The 18,235-nt window shown below is 37.3% G+C and carries 12 protein-coding genes, 14 tRNA genes, 3 rRNA genes and 1 pseudogene; 5 read left to right on the top strand and 25 right to left on the bottom strand.

The genetic code is table 11. From position 1 onward, the window contains the following. Positions 1–16: 16 nt before the first annotated feature. Entirely contained in the window at positions 17–1,237 is a 1,221-nt protein-coding gene (locus AC1PU0_RS06875) for an ATP-grasp domain-containing protein (RefSeq protein ID WP_206850362.1), read from the bottom strand. Continuing rightward, positions 1,234–1,971, bottom strand: a complete 738-nt coding sequence (locus AC1PU0_RS06870) for a 4'-phosphopantetheinyl transferase family protein (RefSeq protein WP_206850360.1) — start codon at positions 1,969–1,971, stop codon at positions 1,234–1,236. The genes AC1PU0_RS06875 and AC1PU0_RS06870 overlap by 4 nt, the downstream gene beginning before the upstream one ends. A gap of 199 nt (positions 1,972–2,170) precedes the next feature. Here AC1PU0_RS06870 and AC1PU0_RS06865 point away from each other — a divergent pair, with 199 nt between their 5' ends. Then, complete coding sequence (locus AC1PU0_RS06865) at positions 2,171–3,028, top strand: helix-turn-helix domain-containing protein (RefSeq protein ID WP_206850358.1); 858 nt, start codon at positions 2,171–2,173, stop codon at positions 3,026–3,028. 693 nt (positions 3,029–3,721) lie between these two features. On the opposite strand, the pseudogene AC1PU0_RS06860 reads toward AC1PU0_RS06865, so the two are convergent. From AC1PU0_RS06860 to AC1PU0_RS06845, 4 genes and pseudogenes are all read right to left on the bottom strand, one after another. Then, positions 3,722–3,946 (bottom strand): annotated as a pseudogene (locus tag AC1PU0_RS06860) (transposase); the annotation flags it as partial. Between the two features lie 42 nt (positions 3,947–3,988). Next, positions 3,989–4,315, bottom strand: a complete 327-nt coding sequence (locus AC1PU0_RS06855) for a DUF6050 family protein (protein WP_206850356.1) — start codon at positions 4,313–4,315, stop codon at positions 3,989–3,991. Positions 4,316–4,431: 116 nt separating this feature from the next. Then, a complete protein-coding gene (locus AC1PU0_RS06850; protein WP_206850354.1) occupies positions 4,432–5,607 on the bottom strand; it encodes a relaxase/mobilization nuclease domain-containing protein in 1,176 nt (391 codons plus the stop codon). Beyond that, positions 5,574–5,876, bottom strand: a complete 303-nt coding sequence (locus AC1PU0_RS06845) for a MobC family plasmid mobilization relaxosome protein (RefSeq protein ID WP_479724034.1) — start codon at positions 5,874–5,876, stop codon at positions 5,574–5,576. The genes AC1PU0_RS06850 and AC1PU0_RS06845 overlap by 34 nt, the downstream gene beginning before the upstream one ends. A gap of 687 nt (positions 5,877–6,563) precedes the next feature. On the opposite strand from AC1PU0_RS06845, the gene AC1PU0_RS06840 reads away from it, so the two are divergent. The 4 genes from AC1PU0_RS06840 (at position 6,564) to AC1PU0_RS06825 (ending at position 8,982) form a co-directional block, all read left to right on the top strand. Beyond that, positions 6,564–6,914: an RNA polymerase sigma factor gene (locus AC1PU0_RS06840; RefSeq protein ID WP_479998787.1), complete on the top strand. Its 351-nt coding sequence runs from the start codon at positions 6,564–6,566 to the stop codon at positions 6,912–6,914. 4 nt (positions 6,915–6,918) lie between these two features. Then, positions 6,919–7,167: a helix-turn-helix domain-containing protein gene (locus AC1PU0_RS06835; RefSeq protein WP_206850349.1), complete on the top strand. Its 249-nt coding sequence runs from the start codon at positions 6,919–6,921 to the stop codon at positions 7,165–7,167. Between the two features lie 338 nt (positions 7,168–7,505). Beyond that, a complete protein-coding gene (locus AC1PU0_RS06830; protein WP_206850421.1) occupies positions 7,506–7,706 on the top strand; it encodes a helix-turn-helix domain-containing protein in 201 nt (66 codons plus the stop codon). Positions 7,707–7,788: 82 nt separating this feature from the next. After that, positions 7,789–8,982: a tyrosine-type recombinase/integrase gene (locus AC1PU0_RS06825; RefSeq protein ID WP_479998786.1), complete on the top strand. Its 1,194-nt coding sequence runs from the start codon at positions 7,789–7,791 to the stop codon at positions 8,980–8,982. Positions 8,983–9,113: 131 nt separating this feature from the next. Here AC1PU0_RS06825 and AC1PU0_RS06820 read toward each other — a convergent pair. The 19 genes from AC1PU0_RS06820 to AC1PU0_RS06730 all read right to left on the bottom strand — a co-directional run bounded on the left by AC1PU0_RS06820 (position 9,114) and on the right by AC1PU0_RS06730 (position 18,168). Continuing rightward, a tRNA-Leu gene (locus AC1PU0_RS06820) sits at positions 9,114–9,197 on the bottom strand. 15 nt (positions 9,198–9,212) lie between these two features. Next, a tRNA-Cys gene (locus tag AC1PU0_RS06815) sits at positions 9,213–9,283 on the bottom strand. Positions 9,284–9,317: 34 nt separating this feature from the next. After that, positions 9,318–9,389, bottom strand: a tRNA-Gln gene (locus AC1PU0_RS06810). A gap of 21 nt (positions 9,390–9,410) precedes the next feature. Then, positions 9,411–9,483 (bottom strand) — tRNA-His (locus AC1PU0_RS06805). A gap of 32 nt (positions 9,484–9,515) precedes the next feature. Next, a tRNA-His gene (locus AC1PU0_RS06800) sits at positions 9,516–9,588 on the bottom strand. A gap of 13 nt (positions 9,589–9,601) precedes the next feature. Next, positions 9,602–9,672 (bottom strand) — tRNA-Trp (locus tag AC1PU0_RS06795). Positions 9,673–9,681: 9 nt separating this feature from the next. After that, positions 9,682–9,762, bottom strand: a tRNA-Tyr gene (locus tag AC1PU0_RS06790). Between the two features lie 3 nt (positions 9,763–9,765). Then, positions 9,766–9,838 (bottom strand) — tRNA-Phe (locus AC1PU0_RS06785). 16 nt (positions 9,839–9,854) lie between these two features. Beyond that, positions 9,855–9,928: transfer RNA gene (locus tag AC1PU0_RS06780), tRNA-Asp, on the bottom strand. Between the two features lie 9 nt (positions 9,929–9,937). Beyond that, positions 9,938–10,010 (bottom strand) — tRNA-Val (locus AC1PU0_RS06775). Positions 10,011–10,022: 12 nt separating this feature from the next. Beyond that, positions 10,023–10,094 (bottom strand) — tRNA-Glu (locus AC1PU0_RS06770). A gap of 14 nt (positions 10,095–10,108) precedes the next feature. Then, positions 10,109–10,197: transfer RNA gene (locus AC1PU0_RS06765), tRNA-Ser, on the bottom strand. Positions 10,198–10,244: 47 nt separating this feature from the next. Then, positions 10,245–10,318, bottom strand: a tRNA-Asn gene (locus tag AC1PU0_RS06760). Between the two features lie 7 nt (positions 10,319–10,325). Then, positions 10,326–10,441: ribosomal RNA gene (gene rrf, locus AC1PU0_RS06755) — 5S ribosomal RNA — on the bottom strand. Between the two features lie 95 nt (positions 10,442–10,536). Beyond that, positions 10,537–13,448, bottom strand: a 23S ribosomal RNA gene (locus AC1PU0_RS06750). Between the two features lie 185 nt (positions 13,449–13,633). Next, positions 13,634–13,706 (bottom strand) — tRNA-Ala (locus AC1PU0_RS06745). Positions 13,707–13,788: 82 nt separating this feature from the next. Continuing rightward, positions 13,789–15,349: ribosomal RNA gene (locus AC1PU0_RS06740) — 16S ribosomal RNA — on the bottom strand. Together the 16S, 23S and 5S rRNA genes with 14 tRNA genes alongside form the textbook arrangement of a ribosomal RNA operon. A gap of 624 nt (positions 15,350–15,973) precedes the next feature. Next, on the bottom strand, positions 15,974–17,476 hold the full coding sequence (locus tag AC1PU0_RS06735; RefSeq protein ID WP_206848860.1) for an ATP-binding protein: 1,503 nt from the start codon (positions 17,474–17,476) through the stop codon (positions 15,974–15,976). Positions 17,477–17,481: 5 nt separating this feature from the next. Continuing rightward, the gene (locus AC1PU0_RS06730; RefSeq protein ID WP_010765234.1) at positions 17,482–18,168 is read right to left on the bottom strand and encodes a response regulator transcription factor; all 687 of its coding nucleotides are present in this window, start codon (positions 18,166–18,168) and stop codon (positions 17,482–17,484) included. Positions 18,169–18,235 lie beyond the last annotated feature (67 nt).

The following is an 18,235-nucleotide window of genomic DNA, read 5'->3' as shown; positions in this document are numbered from 1 at the left end:
TCTCCTTAATTTAAATTTATACTATAAACTCAACTTGTTTTAAAATTGAGTCAGAGATTTTTAAGCTTGTTTCATAAGAATCTGAAACTACGACAAAATGTCCAATTCTGTCCCAAGAGGAACAAACATCAGAAATAGTATCCCCATGAGCTTTTTCGATAGACCAGTCGACTACTTCTGGTATTAGCAAACTATCCAACCCTACAATTTTTTTTAGTACGCCAGGTTTTGAATTGAAATATCGAACTACACTAACTTTTGTTGGTTCATTTGAGATATTCGCTTTTCCATTCGCAAGAACCATTAAGTATTCATTTAAAAAATCAAAATTATATGAGTAACTAATTAAATCGTAAATATAGTCCCCTGGGATCCTTCCAGCGCATTCAATTAAGGTTGCTTTACCTTCATGTAACTTCCATTCTGAGTGTAATAACCCTGAGTCTATTTTCATTTTTGATACTAACTTCTGTTTTTCTTTAAGCAAGGCCTGGTGATTTTCATTAGTTAGTTTAGCAGGTACAATATGACCTTCTTCTACAAAACTATCAGCATATACTATTTTTTCGGTAATATTAGAGAAAATTATTTTATTGTTCTTTACTAAGGTTTCAATACTAAATTCTTTGCCCTCTAGATAATCTTCCGCAATGTTTTTTCTCGAAACATTTCTTGATATAGAAATCTTTTCATTTTCTTTCGTTGACGTTGTCGCATCCCAACCAGTGTTAATTTCTTCATCCCTCTTGATGATACTAATCCCCATGCTAGCTTGCATTGTAGCGGGTTTAAAAATTATAGGAGAACCCGTAAAAAATTCTCTAAGTTCTTCTTTCTTCATAATTTCTGAATATCGAGGGTGCGGTATGTTCAGTTTTTCACAAAAATTTCTCAAAAAAATTTTATTTGTAAGAATTTCACTATTTAATGCACCTAGGCCTGGTAATTGAAGTTTCTCAGCAATTTTCCCTGAAGTTCTTACAGCATAATCTTTAGAGGGAAAAACAGCGTCAAATCCGATTTCTTTATCAAGATTCACAGCTATGTCGATACAATCCTCGGAGTCTATATAATCGCCAAAGAAAACATTTTGTATTAATGGGTTTTCTATTGTATGAAGTTTATTTTTTTCGAAAAGCTCTTTTTCTTCAATAATATATATACCTATATCTTTCCTTTCTTTGAAGTGATTCAAAAAAACCATGGAATAACCAATCATTAAAATTTTCTTTTTCATTGAGATTTCCTTTCTGTGCTTACATATATTGGTTTTAAATGACTCTCTGAATAATTTAAAAATAAATCATCTACGGAGACATACTTTAAATCGTCAATTTCTGAGGACTCGGCGCATATACCTAAATAGTAATCTACATCTATTTTCTTTAGTTTAATCAGGTTTGTAGAGCAATTGTTAGTTTTATTGGTTTCTGTGACTATAAATCTTCCTTCATTCTCCTTGACAAAAAAGCTATTTAATGGCATTGTCAAGCCAAATCCTTTGAACTTTAAATAGCTTTCTTTGAGAACCCAAATTTTATAGAATAATTCTTTTTTAAGTTCTTCCGTACGCATGCTTAATTGTTCGACTTCATATTCATGAAAAAAATTCTCAGCGTTTAGCGGGCTTGACAGTCCTATCTTTTCTATATCAATCCCAACATTCCCATCACTAGCAGCACATATGACAAAATTTTCTGAGTGCGAAACGTTAAAATATACATTGTCAAAATTAGTAACTAAAGGTTTCCCATAGCAGTTTTTAGAGATAACAAATTCATTGATGTTATTATCAAAGCTCTCATTTAAAGAGTGTGTAATTAGTAACTCGGCTAAAATAGACCTTAGTTTATCTTCTAAGAATCGAAATTTAGTTACAGCTTGGTTTCGATCCCTAGATAAAGATAGGTTTAGAAATTTTTCTTTTTGATTAATTGCTTCTTCAATTCGTGTATAGAATAATTTAAGCAAGGATAACCTCGATTCCTACTTGTCAAAGTTTTTCTTTTTAAGAATTTAAAACTATTTATCCACCAATAATCCAAATTAGTAATTCAAACATAATGTCTCTCCCTTCCAGTTATTGTTAATTAAAAGTATACATGATAAAATTTCTTATGAATCAAACTGTATATAAAAATCAACTTTTCAAGAAATGAGGCTGAAAAATATGGACGACAGAGTTATAGGATCACTGATAAAAAAAATCAGAAAAAGTAAAAGGTTAAGTCAAAGTGAAGTATGTCAAAATTTCATTAGCCGAGCGGCGTTGTCTAGAATAGAGAGCGGACAAACAACACCAAATTATAGAAGTTTTTCTCATATATTAAACATTCTTGATGTATCTTTTGATGAATTTGAGTATCTTTCTGAAACCACAGACTTAAAAAAACAAATTCTTATTGATTTCTGGAAAATAACAGATAACATGCAAGTGGATAAACTTAGGTTAGTGATAAATGATTGTAAAACTTACTTAAAGATAAATGATGACAAACTGATTAATGATATTTTTATTCTGGCTTCAACCTTAATTACGTTGCCCAATCTTTCGTTAGAAAAAGACGATACTTTTTTTGGAAAATCAGACATTAATAAAGTGTGGGAAAGAATTAATTCTATGGATTCTTGGACATTAAATGAGTTGAGAATCGCTGGCTGTTCGTTATTTTATTACCCAATTGATACAGCATTATGTATTGCCAAAAGAGTAGAAAAAGAGTTACAACGATATGAAGGCTTGGAAAATGTACAGCCTATTATAGTAGGTCTGTATATAAACTTAACTACACTTTATTTGAACACAGACAATTTTGATTCAGCTATTATTTCTAATAAGAAAAGTCTAAACCTATCGAAGAGGATAAACCGTTTTGACTATCATTTTCTATGCGAGGTACGGGAAGGAATACTAAGTGGAGATAAGGATAAAATTGATGATGGATTACATTTTCTTAAAAGAATTAAGAAACATAAAATAGTCAAATCTTTAGAAGAAGAAGCTCTGTTCTTTTGTAAATCAACTTAGTTTTTAACGAAAAAAGATAAAATATATAAATGAATTAATTTCATAATTATTAGCATTGATATAACAACGTTTCTAATACTCGAAAATATGTTACCTCCCCATTGATACTATCAGATTTCATCCAATCTTTCATGAAATCTGATACGAGAAATAGCGAGTTTGAGCGGTTCTTGGAATTATGAAATTGATTCAAATATATATGGTACATTGAAGATTTATTTTGCCTATAAATTATTTTGAGATTATTCAATTTTCATTATTTTTGTGATATGAGAGAGTTTTTTGAATGTAGAAATAGAAAAAATATTAAAAGAAAAAACTGCCAAAGATATCGCTTTACAAACAGGCATTAAAGTTTGGATGAAATGATTTACAATTCTTATCATCTTTAGTCTCATAAGAAGCAGGGAATATACTTCTCGTGAGACAATACATTTTCTTCAATTAATTCTGTCATCATTTCCATCCAAAATACACACCATGGAGCGGCCACTTAGAAAGCATTTCACCATGCTTTTGATAGAGAGGCTCTCTAGAATCTGTCCACCACATTTGTTTAACCTTTACAACACTTAAATCAATATTTTTATAATCTAGCATCTAAAAATGCTAGCTTTCACATTATTATGTTCATGCTATATTGCCTTTGTCTCTTTCGTCACCTCTTAAGGGTAAGGGATAGACTATCACTCGCTAACCCTTAAAAGGTGCCTCATATTCTTTAACACTCAGTTTATCTAACGCAATGTTATGTTTTTTTCGTTCTTGAATGTATTTGTTTATGGTCACTTCATTTAGCCCGACTGTACAAACATACTGAGCCTCCGTCCCAAAATGAAGATTGTCAAATTTATACTTTAGGTTTGCATTTTTATCAACAATCATTAAAACACTCTTCCTTTTTAAATCCCCCATAAAACACTCAAAAAAATTAGATAGTCTATCTTTCAAGAATAGATTTTAAATACATTTTATAAAAAAAGCAATGAAACTCCATATTGCTCCGAACAGTTTCCAAATTACTATAAACCCTCCAATAATCCCTCCGACAATAAAATTGAATGCCAACACACCTACAGTACCTGCAATATCAAAATTTTTTGGAACAAAAAATAAGCACATTCGTTTCATTCCAAATGGTAGCCCTACGAATATCCACGTATATAAGATTCTCACATTTTCTGGTTGATCTCTAAAAATATGAAATGCTAAAAACACTAAAAATCCAATCAATATAATCGATAAAAAAGTTTTATTAAACAAAACATTTAGACTTTTCTTTAACATACACTGAGTGCATTGATTATCTTTATTTTTTTTGAAATCTCTTTTCCACAATCACTACAATATAATTTACTCTCCATCTACTCACTCCAATCTCTATTTCATTTCAAAGTTCTTTTCTATAAAAAGTTATTCTTCTCTACTTCTTTTTCATTTTTAAATCTAAAAATTTTATCTATGTTTTTCTTTGCTCGAACTAATTCACTAATTCTCTTCTTAAGCGAAAAATATTCTTCAAGAATATTCTCCTTCTTCTTATTTAATTTATCCATCTTAGTTAAATCAGCCCCTACTTTCAATTGTCCGTTAATCTTCTTCAAAGATTCAAGTTGTTTTGACATTTCAGAAGTAAGTTTCAATTGTTTTTTCTCTATTTCATCGTAATAATAAATCTTTTCTTCGCTTAGATAATTAATTGTTCTAGCAGCATGTTTTAATAAATTAATTTTTTCTTTATAACTGTTGCCTTTAACTTCATGAATTTTAATACTAGTCTCGATTTTTTTTATCAAAGTAGAATCATTTTCAGCTTCAAGATTTTTTATTACAAATTGATTTTTTAAGTAGGGATTATTAATAATTTGCCTAATGCTCTCTTCTCTATATTGCTCCCCAAGCACTTTCATTCTAGTGAAACGTTCTTGTCCTTTTGCACGAAAGGCAATGTGTTCTCCAAATTTAATCTCATAATTCTTTTTTTTTATTTCACCTAAGAAATCCTCAAAAGAATCACTTTTAAGTACAGCTTCATCAATCACTTTTTTTAGTTTAGCTTTCCAACTATTGCCATTTTTATTCTCTAACCATTCTTTATAAGTTTTACCTTTACCATGATTAGGTGGTATAACAGATAATCCCTCCTCTTTACACAAGCGATCATTAATATTTCTAATTCTATAATATGATTTTTTATTAGAATTAAACTTACGATAGTTTATGAAATCAACTGCACAAAAAATAATATGATTGTGAATATGTTTCTTATCAATATGAGTTGCTAATACATATTCATACTTTCCACCCAAGACCTCTTCCGCTAATCTCCTACCAATTTCATGAGCTTTTTCTGGCTTTACTTCCCCTATTTTAAATGATTGAAAAAGATGATGTGCCTTATTGTTTCCTTTTTTCATTTTAACTTGATCTAGAGTGAGTTGAAATTCTAAAGCCGCAGTTTTGTGGGAACAATTAAAAGATGAAATAAGTACTTCACCATCAGTTTTCGCTGGGTTACAAATATAGTCGATGGCTTTCTTTAAAGTTACTTTGATAGGATGGATCTTTGTAGCTGCCATATTTTCTCCATCATCTTTTTTAACTCTTGTATATCTTGATAATAAACTCGATCAACACTATTCAGTCGCTTTGCAATTTGATTGATATTTACGCCAATCTTATTTATTTCAAGAGTATTTTTTTTTAATGAACTATAATCAGTTTTTATTATATAACCATCGATTGCCATTTTTCTTAAATAAGCTCCCATATTTTCTGTTTTGGACTGATTCATTTTTTCTCGTATAATTTTTTTTTCAGCTTCAGTTACCATAAATTTGACTGGTATATTTCTTGTTCTATTTACTATATTTTTTCTCCTTTCTTACTGTTCATGTCTTTTATTTAAGGGGTTTGGGGATTTCCCCAACAAACTTTTTTATCATTTTTTTGTTACTGCAAAAAAAATAAAAAACCGGAAGTGTGACCACACTTCCTATGCTTGCTACTCTTCTATTTTTTAAATTAATAAATTGTTGCAACAAAATTCCTACCTATCCGAGGAAAGAGTAACAGATTATTTCTCAATAGTCAAACTATTCTAACAATTAATTCTTGATTCCGGCTATTGTATTAATCTATACTAATCATGAATCCTCTAAAACTTCCTTAAGCAACTTAGAATACATCAGACTAACATAAAGGACTGAATGATATGCAAAAAAGGATATTACATACAAAACAATTAGAAAATGAGTACAAAATAATAGCCTATAAAATCAGTCTGCCTAACCAACTAAAAATATTTTTTAGTTGGTTTTTTTTAGTTTTAAAAAAAGATGTAAGCAGTGTTGCCATTTACATTAACTCTCGTCCATATATTAACGAAAGTGTAAAGTATTAATTTAGTTCACTTTCCTACCTATCCTATCCTGTGTTAGAAAGAGGTGAACATTTATGAAGTCAGATTTTCCTGATGAACATGAAAAAACAACCCAACATCAATTTGATAGTTTCTGTAAGAAAGTAGTAAATTTTGAAAAAAAGGACTACTTCAAAGAAATATCAAGAAAGTCTCGAAAAAGAAATTCCTTTTAGCGCACTTTCACCAGATGAACTGGAACAACTTTATTCATTTGATGAGTATTCAATTAATTCTTCGTTATTTGAAGTTATTGGTTATGACATTGCTATTAAAAATGATTTATTGGCAGAAGCAATTAAACAACTTCCATCAAAGGATAAAGACATCCTGCTAATGTATTATTTTTTAGAAATGAATGATAACGAAATTAGCAAAGAAACAAATGTTGCTAGAAGAACTATTGCTTATCATCGAAAAAAAGCTTTGGATGCTATTAAAGATTTTTTTCTTAAGAGGGGGTGAAATAATGACGAACATGACAGCTATTGTTAAACAACAAAATTTAGTTCCATACAAAACAATTGTAGCAGCTACAGCTGGAGATATTGAAGCAATCAATGCTGTAGTCAACCATTATGATAGATACACGTCTGCTTTGTCCACGCGTCCTGTCGAAAGTGAGTATGGCATCATTAGCTATCAAGTTGATTTAGAAATGAAACGAAAATTGGAAATAAAACTTATTATTAAAATTCTAGATTTTAAAATTGGATAGTAGCAAGAAAAGCGAGTCCCTTTCCTCGCTTTTCTTGCTATTAACTGACTCTTGCTCATTGAAAATTGAATACCTATTCAAATACATTTTTTGTATGTCGAGCTTAAAGTTATATGCGCCATAATTAAGTTAGTAGCGATAACCATATAGACTTAATTCAACTTGGAAAATTGAATAGCCAGGACACTTACAAATTGATAATGATACGCACGTGTTGAACGCCCTCAAAGCATTGCACGTTACACCCATAAGAATGGGTAAGGAGTAATTAACTCTTGCGGAGCTATATTCCAATAGCCGTTTGAATAGCAATACTTTTTGACAAGGAGTGAAGTTTAATTAACTCATATAAAAAGAATATTTTTCAAAAGTGGCCTGATGTTGTTGATGTTGGTCAATTATGTAAAATGTTAAAGATTGGAAAGCATACTGCTTATAATTTGTTAAGAAATAACGAAATATACCATATAAAAATTGGAAGAATTTATAAAATTCCTAAATCATCAATCATTAAGTATCTTCTTAAAAATAAATTATAGTATATTCATTCCAAAATTTCTGTGATAAACTTATTTTATCAAGAGATTTAGAATGAATTGTTGCTTTTATAGGAGGATTTCCATGGAGGTAACAGGCCACTTAGAAATAAAAAGAAGAATTTATCACGCAGTTACAACTTATTATGACCATCAAAATGTTAGACAACGAAAATCTAAAACAACAAAATTGCCAATAAAAGGAAATAAAAAACGAGCTCAAGTAATTCTTGATAATTCAATTCAAAAATTACAAGATGAACTTTCAAACACTATTGATAGTAGTTCAGTTAAAACAGATAAAACAGATTTTTATGAGTTTTTACAAAGATGGTTAATAATAATTAAAGCTTCTGTACAAGACACTACTTTTAGTGTCTACCAAAAACAAGTGAATGGACGAATTAAACGTTTCTTTTACGACACAAAGAAATACACTTTAGAAGGTTTAAAGCCCAACGATATCCAAGAATTCTATTTCACTATCCTTACTGATAATTGTACAACTAATACAGTTATACACTACCATGCAATTATTAGAAAATCTTTGCAGTATGCAGTAAAAAATGATTTAATCGATTCTAATCCAGCAGATAAAGTAGAAAAGCCACAAAAAAATACTTTTATTGGAAGCTTTTACTCAATTGAAGAAACCCAAAAATTATTTGAATGCATGGCTGGAACTAAATTAGAAATTCCCACTTTATTGGCATGTTTTTATGGATTAAGAAGAAGTGAAGTTTTAGGATTACGATGGAGTTCTATAGATTTTTCTAATAAAGTAATTACAATCAATCATGTAGTAACAAACGTCGAAATCGATGGTGTTAGAAAAATTCGAAAAAAAAATAGAACAAAAACTAAATCAAGTTTTCGTTCCCTCCCACTTGTTCCAGAAGTTGAAGAAAAATTATTACAAGTAAAATTAGAACAACAGCAAAGAAAAAAACTATTACAAACAGGCTATTCAAATGAATTTTTAGATTATATATGTGTAGATGAACTTGGAAAAATTCTTAAACCAGATTTTATAACAAAAAAATTCAAAAAATTGCTAATACAGTATGAAGACCTTAGAATTATCCGATTTCATGATCTAAGACATACTTGTGCAAGTTTATTATTAGCGAGTGATGTATCTTTAAAGGAAATTCAAGACTGGTTGGGTCATAGTGATTTTTCTACTACTGCAAATATCTACGCACATTTAGATAGTAAATCTAAAAAAACATCTGCATCAGCAATGTCCAAAACTTTAAATTTAAATAGCTCAATGTAGTAAAATAATATTTTAAAAATAAATATGACATTGATGGTTTGACCAACATCTGACGGACATTTGACGGACATCAGAAAAAATGAAAGAAAAAAAAGAGCACCAACGTAAGATAAACGTTGATGCTTGGCATATACCGGCGGCCGGGGTCGAACCGGCACGATCGTAAGATCACAGGATTTTGAGTCCAGCGCGTCTGCCAATTCCGCCACGCCGGCATTAAATAATTTGCAAGGCGGTAACCGGATTTGAACCGGTGATGAAGGTTTTGCAGACCTCTGCCTTACCACTTGGCTATACCGCCATATTACAATTTACAAATTCTCTAAAAGAGAAAACTGGGGTAGCTGGATTCGAACCAACGCATGACAGGATCAAAACCTGTTGCCTTACCGCTTGGCTATACCCCAATAATAAAATTTAAAGCTAAGGGCGACTGATGGGAATCGAACCCACGCGTGGCGGAACCACAATCCGCTGTGTTAACCACTTCACCACAATCGCCATAATATACATAATATAAAATTTAGAGCAAGGGCGACTGATGGGGATCGAACCCACGCATGGCGGAACCACAATCCGCTGTGTTAACCACTTCACCACAATCGCCATAATATATTAACAGGGATAGTAGGAATCGAACCCACAATGACGGTTTTGGAGACCGTAGTTATACCGTTTAACTATATCCCTACTATGTAATGGAGGAAAGTGGATTCGAACCACTGAACCCTAAGGAACGGATTTACAGTCCGTCGCGTTTAGCCACTTCGCTATTCCTCCAAATGGCGCAAGACAGAATCGAACTGCCGACACACGGAGCTTCAATCCGTTGCTCTACCAACTGAGCTACTGCGCCAAAACTATAATACTAACGGTCTGGACGGGACTCGAACCCGCGACCTCCTGCGTGACAGGCAGGCATTCTAACCAGCTGAACTACCAAACCGTAATTTAATGGAGGTTGACGGGATCGAACCGCCGACCCCCTGCTTGTAAGGCAGGTGCTCTCCCAGCTGAGCTAAACCTCCAATAAATATAAATGACCCGTACGGGAATCGAACCCGTGATACCGCCGTGAAAGGGCGGTGTCTTAACCGCTTGACCAACGGGCCAATAAAACTTAATACGGAGAGTAAGGGATTCGAACCCTTGAGACAGCGTTAACCGTCTACATGATTTCCAATCATGCTCCTTCGGCCACTCGGACAACTCTCCAAAGTTAAAAAGAAGCAAACATTACTCATAAGTCCTATATTAAGGAACTCCGGCAGTAGGACTCGAACCTACGACATCATGATTAACAGTCATGCGCTACTACCAACTGAGCTATGCCGGAATAATTAGCGTGGCGACGTCCTACTCTCACAAAGGGAAACCCTTCACTACAATCGGCGCTAAGAAGCTTAACTTCTGTGTTCGGCATGGGAACAGGTGTATCCTTCTCGCTATCGCCACCACACTGGGTGTTGTTGCTATTTAGTTGAGTGATTATTCACTCAAAACTGGATTGAAGTAGTAATCAAACATTCCGAAACTCTTTTTTATTTTGTTTTTTTGGTTAAGTCCTCGACCGATTAGTATTGGTCCGCTCCGTACATCACTGCACTTCCACTTCCAACCTATCTACCTGATCATCTCTCAGGGGTCTTACTTTCTTAAAGAAATGGGAAATCTCATCTTGAGGTGGGCTTCACACTTAGATGCTTTCAGCGTTTATCCCTTCCCTACATAGCTACCCAGCAATGCCCTTGGCAGAACAACTGGTACACCAGCGGTAAGTCCATCCCGGTCCTCTCGTACTAAGGACAGCTCCTCTCAAATTTCCAACGCCCGCGACGGATAGGGACCGAACTGTCTCACGACGTTCTGAACCCAGCTCGCGTGCCGCTTTAATGGGCGAACAGCCCAACCCTTGGGACCGACTACAGCCCCAGGATGCGACGAGCCGACATCGAGGTGCCAAACCTCCCCGTCGATGTGGACTCTTGGGGGAGATAAGCCTGTTATCCCCAGGGTAGCTTTTATCCGTTGAGCGATGGCCCTTCCATGCGGAACCACCGGATCACTAAGCCCGACTTTCGTCCCTGCTCGACTTGTAAGTCTCGCAGTCAAGCTCCCTTCTGCCTTTACACTCTGCGAATGATTTCCAACCATTCTGAGGGAACCTTTGGGCGCCTCCGTTACTCTTTAGGAGGCGACCGCCCCAGTCAAACTGCCCACCTGACACTGTCTCCCACCACGATAAGTGGTGCGGGTTAGAGGGTTCATAACACAAGGGTAGTATCCCACCAGCGCCTCCACCGAAACTAGCGTTCCGGGTTCATCGGCTCCTACCTATCCTGTACATGTGGTACAAACACTCAATATCAAGCTACAGTAAAGCTCCATGGGGTCTTTCCGTCCTGTCGCGGGTAACCTGCATCTTCACAGGTACTAAAATTTCACCGAGTCTCTCGTTGAGACAGTGCCCAAATCGTTACGCCTTTCGTGCGGGTCGGAACTTACCCGACAAGGAATTTCGCTACCTTAGGACCGTTATAGTTACGGCCGCCGTTTACTGGGGCTTCAATTCTGAGCTTCGCCGAAGCTAACCCATCCTCTTAACCTTCCAGCACCGGGCAGGCGTCAGCCCCTATACTTCATCTTTCGATTTTGCAGAGACCTGTGTTTTTGATAAACAGTCGCTTGGGCCTATTCACTGCGGCTGACCGAAGTCAGCACCCCTTCTCCCGAAGTTACGGGGTCATTTTGCCGAGTTCCTTAACGAGAGTTCGCTCGCTCACCTTAGGATACTCTCCTCGACTACCTGTGTCGGTTTACGGTACGGGCAGTTGTTTTCTTACTAGAAGCTTTTCTTGACAGTGTGACATCAGGAACTTCGGTACTATTATTTCCCTCCCCATCACAGCTTATCCGTATAGAGTAAAGCATTTGACTCTACTCAAGACTTACTGCTTGGACATGCACTTCCAGTCGCATGCATTCCTTAGCCTCCTGCGTCCCTCCATTGCTCAAACAAAAACAACTGGTACAGGAATATCAACCTGTTGTCCATCGCCTACGCCTATCGGCCTCGGCTTAGGTCCCGACTAACCCTGGGCGGACGAGCCTTCCCCAGGAAACCTTAGTCATACGGTGGACGGGATTCTCACCCGTCTTTCGCTACTCATACCGGCATTCTCACTTCTAAGCGCTCCAGCCGTCCTCACGATCGACCTTCAACGCCCTTAGAACGCTCTCCTACCATTACACCAGAGGTGTAATCCACAGCTTCGGTAATATGTTTAGCCCCGGTACATTTTCGGCGCAGGGTCACTCGACTAGTGAGCTATTACGCACTCTTTAAATGGTGGCTGCTTCTGAGCCAACATCCTAGTTGTCTGTGCAACCCCACATCCTTTTCCACTTAACATATATTTTGGGACCTTAGCTGGTGGTCTGGGCTGTTTCCCTTTCGACTACGGATCTTATCACTCGCAGTCTGACTCCCGGATATAAATGAATGGCATTCGGAGTTTATCTGAATTCGGTAACCCGAGATGGGCCCCTAGTCCAAACAGTGCTCTACCTCCATCATTCTTAATTCCGAGGCTAGCCCTAAAGCTATTTCGGAGAGAACCAGCTATCTCCAAGTTCGTTTGGAATTTCTCCGCTACCCACAGCTCATCCCCGCACTTTTCAACGTACGTGGGTTCGGTCCTCCAGTGCGTTTTACCACACCTTCAACCTGGCCATGGGTAGATCACATGGTTTCGGGTCTACGACTACATACTCATTCGCCCTATTCAGACTCGCTTTCGCTGCGGCTCCGGCTCTTCACCTTAACCTCGCATGCAATCGTAACTCGCCGGTTCATTCTACAAAAGGCACGCCATCACCCATTAACGGGCTTTGACTTGTTGTAGGCACACGGTTTCAGGATCTATTTCACTCCCCTTCCGGGGTGCTTTTCACCTTTCCCTCACGGTACTGGTTCACTATCGGTCATTAGGGAGTATTTAGCCTTGCGGGATGGTCCCCGCGGATTCCGACGGAATTTCTCGTGTTCCGCCGTACTCAGGATACTCCTAGGTGTTGCCAACATTTCGTCTACGGGGCTATTACCCACTTTGGCGAACCTTTCCAGGTTCTTCGACTATCTTGACAGACTACCACATCGGAGTCCTACAACCCCAACAAGCAAGCTTGTTGGTTTGGGCTCTTCCCGTTTCGCTCGCCGCTACTCAGGGAATCGAATTTTCTTTCTCTTCCTGCAGGTACTTAGATGTTTCAGTTCTCTGCGTCTACCTCTAACCAGCTATGTATTCACTGGAAAGTAACATCCTATAAAAGATGCTGGGTTTCCCCATTCGGAAATCTCTGGATCATAGCTCACTTACAGCTCCCCAAAGCATATCGGTGTTAGTCCCGTCCTTCATCGGCTCCTAATGCCAAGGCATCCACCGTGCGCCCTTATTCACTTAACCTGATGACCTTGCGGTCAATTGTTTGGTTCGTTTCTCTAGCGATAGAGGCGTCACCAATAAAATAAGCTTCGAACTATTTTACTTAAAAAACTCATTCAACGCGGTGTTCTCGGTTTGTTTTGATTACTTTTTTACTTCAATATCCAGTTTTCAATGAACAATATTAGTAACCTAGTGGTTACTAATGGAGCCTAGCGGGATCGAACCGCTGACCTCCTGCGTGCAAAGCAGGCGCTCTCCCATCTGAGCTAAGGCCCCATGGCGCTATTAACTTGAGAGTAAACCTCTCAAAACTGAACAAAGTGTCCACGAATGTGTAAGTTTCCGTAATATTCCTTAGAAAGGAGGTGATCCAGCCGCACCTTCCGATACGGCTACCTTGTTACGACTTCACCCCAATCATCTATCCCACCTTAGGCGGCTGGCTCCACAAGGGTTACCTCACCGACTTCGGGTGTTACAAACTTTCGTGGTGTGACGGGCGGTGTGTACAAGGCCCGGGAACGTATTCACCGCGGCGTGCTGATCCGCGATTACTAGCGATTCCGGCTTCATGTAGGCGAGTTGCAGCCTACAATCCGAACTGAGAGAAGCTTTAAGAGATTTGCATGACCTCGCGGCCTAGCGACTCGTTGTACTTCCCATTGTAGCACGTGTGTAGCCCAGGTCATAAGGGGCATGATGATTTGACGTCATCCCCACCTTCCTCCGGTTTGTCACCGGCAGTCTCGCTAGAGTGCCCAACTGAATGATGGCAACTAACAATAAGGGTTGCGCTCGTTGCGGGACTTAACCCAACATCTCACGACACGAGCTGACGACAACCATGCACCACCTGTCACTTTGTCCCCGAAGGGAAAGCTCTATCTCTAGAGTGGTCAAAGGATGTCAAGACCTGGTAAGGTTCTTCGCGTTGCTTCGAATTAAACCACATGCTCCACCGCTTGTGCGGGCCCCCGTCAATTCCTTTGAGTTTCAACCTTGCGGTCGTACTCCCCAGGCGGAGTGCTTAATGCGTTAGCTCCAGCACTGAAGGGCGGAAACCCTCCAACACTTAGCACTCATCGTTTACGGCGTGGACTACCAGGGTATCTAATCCTGTTTGCTCCCCACGCTTTCGAGCCTCAGCGTCAGTTACAGACCAGAGAGTCGCCTTCGCCACTGGTGTTCCTCCATATATCTACGCATTTCACCGCTACACATGGAATTCCACTCTCCTCTTCTGCACTCAAGTCTCCCAGTTTCCAATGACCCTCCCCGGTTGAGCCGGGGGCTTTCACATCAGACTTAAGAAACCGCCTGCGCTCGCTTTACGCCCAATAAATCCGGACAACGCTTGCCACCTACGTATTACCGCGGCTGCTGGCACGTAGTTAGCCGTGGCTTTCTGGTTAGATACCGTCAAGGTAAGAGCAGTTACTCTCCTACTTGTTCTTCTCTAACAACAGAGTTTTACGATCCGAAAACCTTCTTCACTCACGCGGCGTTGCTCGGTCAGACTTCCGTCCATTGCCGAAGATTCCCTACTGCTGCCTCCCGTAGGAGTCTGGGCCGTGTCTCAGTCCCAGTGTGGCCGATCACCCTCTCAGGTCGGCTATGCATCATGGCCTTGGTGAGCCGTTACCCCACCAACTAGCTAATGCACCGCGGGTCCATCCATCAGTGACACCCGAAAGCGTCTTTCAAATCAACACCATGCGGTGTCGATTATTATGCGGTATTAGCACCTGTTTCCAAGTGTTATCCCCCTCTGATGGGTAGGTTACCCACGTGTTACTCACCCGTCCGCCACTCCTCTTTTCAAATGAGTGCAAGCACTCGGTAGAAAAGAAGCGTTCGACTTGCATGTATTAGGCACGCCGCCAGCGTTCGTCCTGAGCCAGGATCAAACTCTCATAATAAAAGTTGAACACAATCCGAAGATTGTTAAGCTCATTTGTTTGCTAGCATATTGCTTTGCTTTGTTAAAAATTGTTGTTTGTTTTTACCGTTGTAAAAACAACCTACACATTTGGTTCGTCTTACTTTGTTCAGTTTTCAAAGGTCTACTGTGTCACCTCGCAGCAACTTTTATATCATACCAAATCTTCGATTTGATGTCAACACTTTTTTAAAAAAGTTTCAAAGTTTTTTTCTGCTTGATGTTATCGAATGTTTCGTGACAACTTCATTAGTTTACCAGATTGTTTGTTATTTGTCAACAACTTTTTTCCTGATTTTTCAAGTTTTTTTGTCGTTTTGAATTAACAACTTTGTTATTCTATCATGATTATATTCTTTTCGTCAAGCAGAAAAAAATTATTTTTTCGCTTTAACTCAAGCAATGAGTTATCATCAGAACATTAATAAATATAACAATACTTATTGTAAAATGCAACTAGAAAATGTCTATTTTACATTCTTTTTTTTCTTAGCGAACAAACAGCCTATAGTTCACTTGAGTATTCGCTTTTCCTGTAACATTTTTTATTATAAATGATCTATTATTCGTCAAAATAAAAATAAAAGAGTAAGAGTTTAGCCTCCTACTCTTTTATTTCGCTTTTATTTACGATTGGAATATAGATTCTAAATATCGTTCCTTGGTGAACAACACTTTCTGCATCTATTCTTCCTTTGTAATTTTCTACAAGTTGCTTAGCAATTGATAATCCTAATCCATTTCCACCTTTATTGCGGGCTCTTGCTTTATCCACTCGGTAAAAACGGTTGAAAATTTTCTCTAAATCTTCTTCTGGAATTCCTTCACCAAAATCTTGAATCGCAATTTCGAATTCATTTAATGTTTTTGAGATTGAAATGTGAACTTCTTTTCGAGATGTTGAATACTTTACAGCATTATCCAAAATGATGATTAGAAGCTGTTCAAAGTGATTCCGATAAATACCTAAGGTCACTTCGTGTAATAAGTCATCATCTAAAGTAATAACAAAATCTGGGTATAAAATTTTAAAATTGTTAAAGACCTGGTACACCACTTGTTTAGCATTTGATGTATGATTTGAATATTGAACGTCTACCTGCTCAGCACGCGATAGATCTAACATTTCTTGTACTAAACTCTTCATCCTTACAATCTCTTGTAGACTAGCTTCCAAAGATTCATCCAATATTTCTGGATCCTCTTTCCCCCAGCGATTCAACAGATTCAAATGACCTTCAATAATTGCAACAGGTGTACGTAACTCATGAGAAACATCTTCAACGAATTGTTCTTGTTGTTCAATGTATCGTCTCATGCGGTCTAACATCTCATTAAAAATCTCCGCAAGGTCTGCCAATTCATCATTAGAATGAATATCCGGCATATGAATATCCGACTGTGGATCTTTTCTAATCGTGTCCATTGTATCTCGTAAAACTTTCAAGGGTTTTAAGAAATAGGAAGACAAAATAAAACCAAGTATACTACTTAATATGAATGAAATGATCTCTAAAACGACTAACGTCAATAATAAACGGTTTCTAATATCATAAAAAGAAGACAACTCATAAAAAGCCTGAATGAACCCGATCTGTTCTCTATTCTCTTTTGAATAAACAGGTTGAATAATCAAAAAACCAGTTCTATCATCTAATGTTTTGATTTCAGGCTCTAGTTTCTGTTTTTTTTGCAACTGACTTTGAACTTTTTGAGTCTCAAATACTAATGTGCCATTTATATCGTAAACAGACAAAAACAATGCTGGTTGTCCTAATTCAGAAAGCATTGTGTCCATTTCCATCAATGACCCTTCTACAGAGACTTTTTTGCTATCCAACTCATTTTCATCTACGGTAGGTGTTTTTAGTTTCTCGTAAACATCCGATATAGTTAAATTCCCATCTGAATTGGCTAAACGATTGCCTACTTCAGAAATCGTCCTTTCTACATTTTCACGTTCCTTTTCAACGATAAGCTTAACAGAAGATTTATAAGTGATCACTGCAAATATAGTAAATACAACAAATATGAAGAAAGAACTTGCAGAAGCCCACTTGATTGTCAAAGAAGGCCCCTTCAGTTCTTTTTTTGTTGCTTTTTTTATTATTTTCACGAGCGCATCACATAACCTGTTCCACGAACAGTTTGAATGTAACTCTCCTCGCCTGGAACATCAATTTTATTACGTAGATAACGGATATAAACATCTACCACATTAGTTTCAACTTCTGTTTCATAACCCCAAACTTTATTTAATAAGACATCACGGGCTAATACGACATTGACATTCTCCATCAAAGTTAATAATAATTCATATTCACGTTTCGTTAATTCAATCATTTCCGAATTACGGCGAACAACGCGATTTTCTTTTTCGATTGTTAAATCACGATACGTAATCGTTGTTTGTTTTGCTACATTTTTGTCACCTTCGATATCGATTCGGCGAAGCAAGGCACGTAAACGTGCTAGCAACTCTTCTATAGCAAATGGTTTTACAATATAATCATCCGCCCCGTGATCTAAACCAGATACTCGATCAATAACAGAATCTCTTGCCGTCATCATGATAATTGGTGTATTTTTGACTTGGCGTACACGGCGACAAACTTCAAGCCCATTCAATTCAGGCAACATTAAATCTAAAAGGATAGCATCCCAATCATTATTTAAAGCCGCTTCTAAACCAGTACGTCCATTGTAGTGAACCTCCGTAGTGTAACCTTCATGTTTCAGCTCCAATTCTACAAAACGTGCCAAGTTCTTTTCATCTTCAATAATTAGAATATTACTCATTGGTTATTTGTCCTTTCTCTTTAAAAGCTATCTTAAAGCCTACCCATTATACCCACTTTTACTCCAA

This window comes from Enterococcus sp. XAF26B05_ASV22 (assembly GCF_056727285.1).
Note: the sequence above shows the minus strand (reverse complement) of the source record. Positions and strands in the feature narration are given on the sequence as shown.

Coding starts and splice junctions, on each gene's coding strand:
- AC1PU0_RS06825 (WP_479998786.1), top strand. CDS start 7,789: ATGGAGGTAACAGGCCACTTAGAAATAAAAAGAAGAATTTATCACGCA.
- AC1PU0_RS06835 (WP_206850349.1), top strand. CDS start 6,919: ATGACGAACATGACAGCTATTGTTAAACAACAAAATTTAGTTCCATAC.
- AC1PU0_RS06865 (WP_206850358.1), top strand. CDS start 2,171: ATGGACGACAGAGTTATAGGATCACTGATAAAAAAAATCAGAAAAAGT.
- AC1PU0_RS06875 (WP_206850362.1), bottom strand. CDS start 1,237: ATGAAAAAGAAAATTTTAATGATTGGTTATTCCATGGTTTTTTTGAAT.
- AC1PU0_RS06855 (WP_206850356.1), bottom strand. CDS start 4,315: ATGTTAAAGAAAAGTCTAAATGTTTTGTTTAATAAAACTTTTTTATCG.
- AC1PU0_RS06850 (WP_206850354.1), bottom strand. CDS start 5,607: ATGGCAGCTACAAAGATCCATCCTATCAAAGTAACTTTAAAGAAAGCC.
- AC1PU0_RS06730 (WP_010765234.1), bottom strand. CDS start 18,168: ATGAGTAATATTCTAATTATTGAAGATGAAAAGAACTTGGCACGTTTT.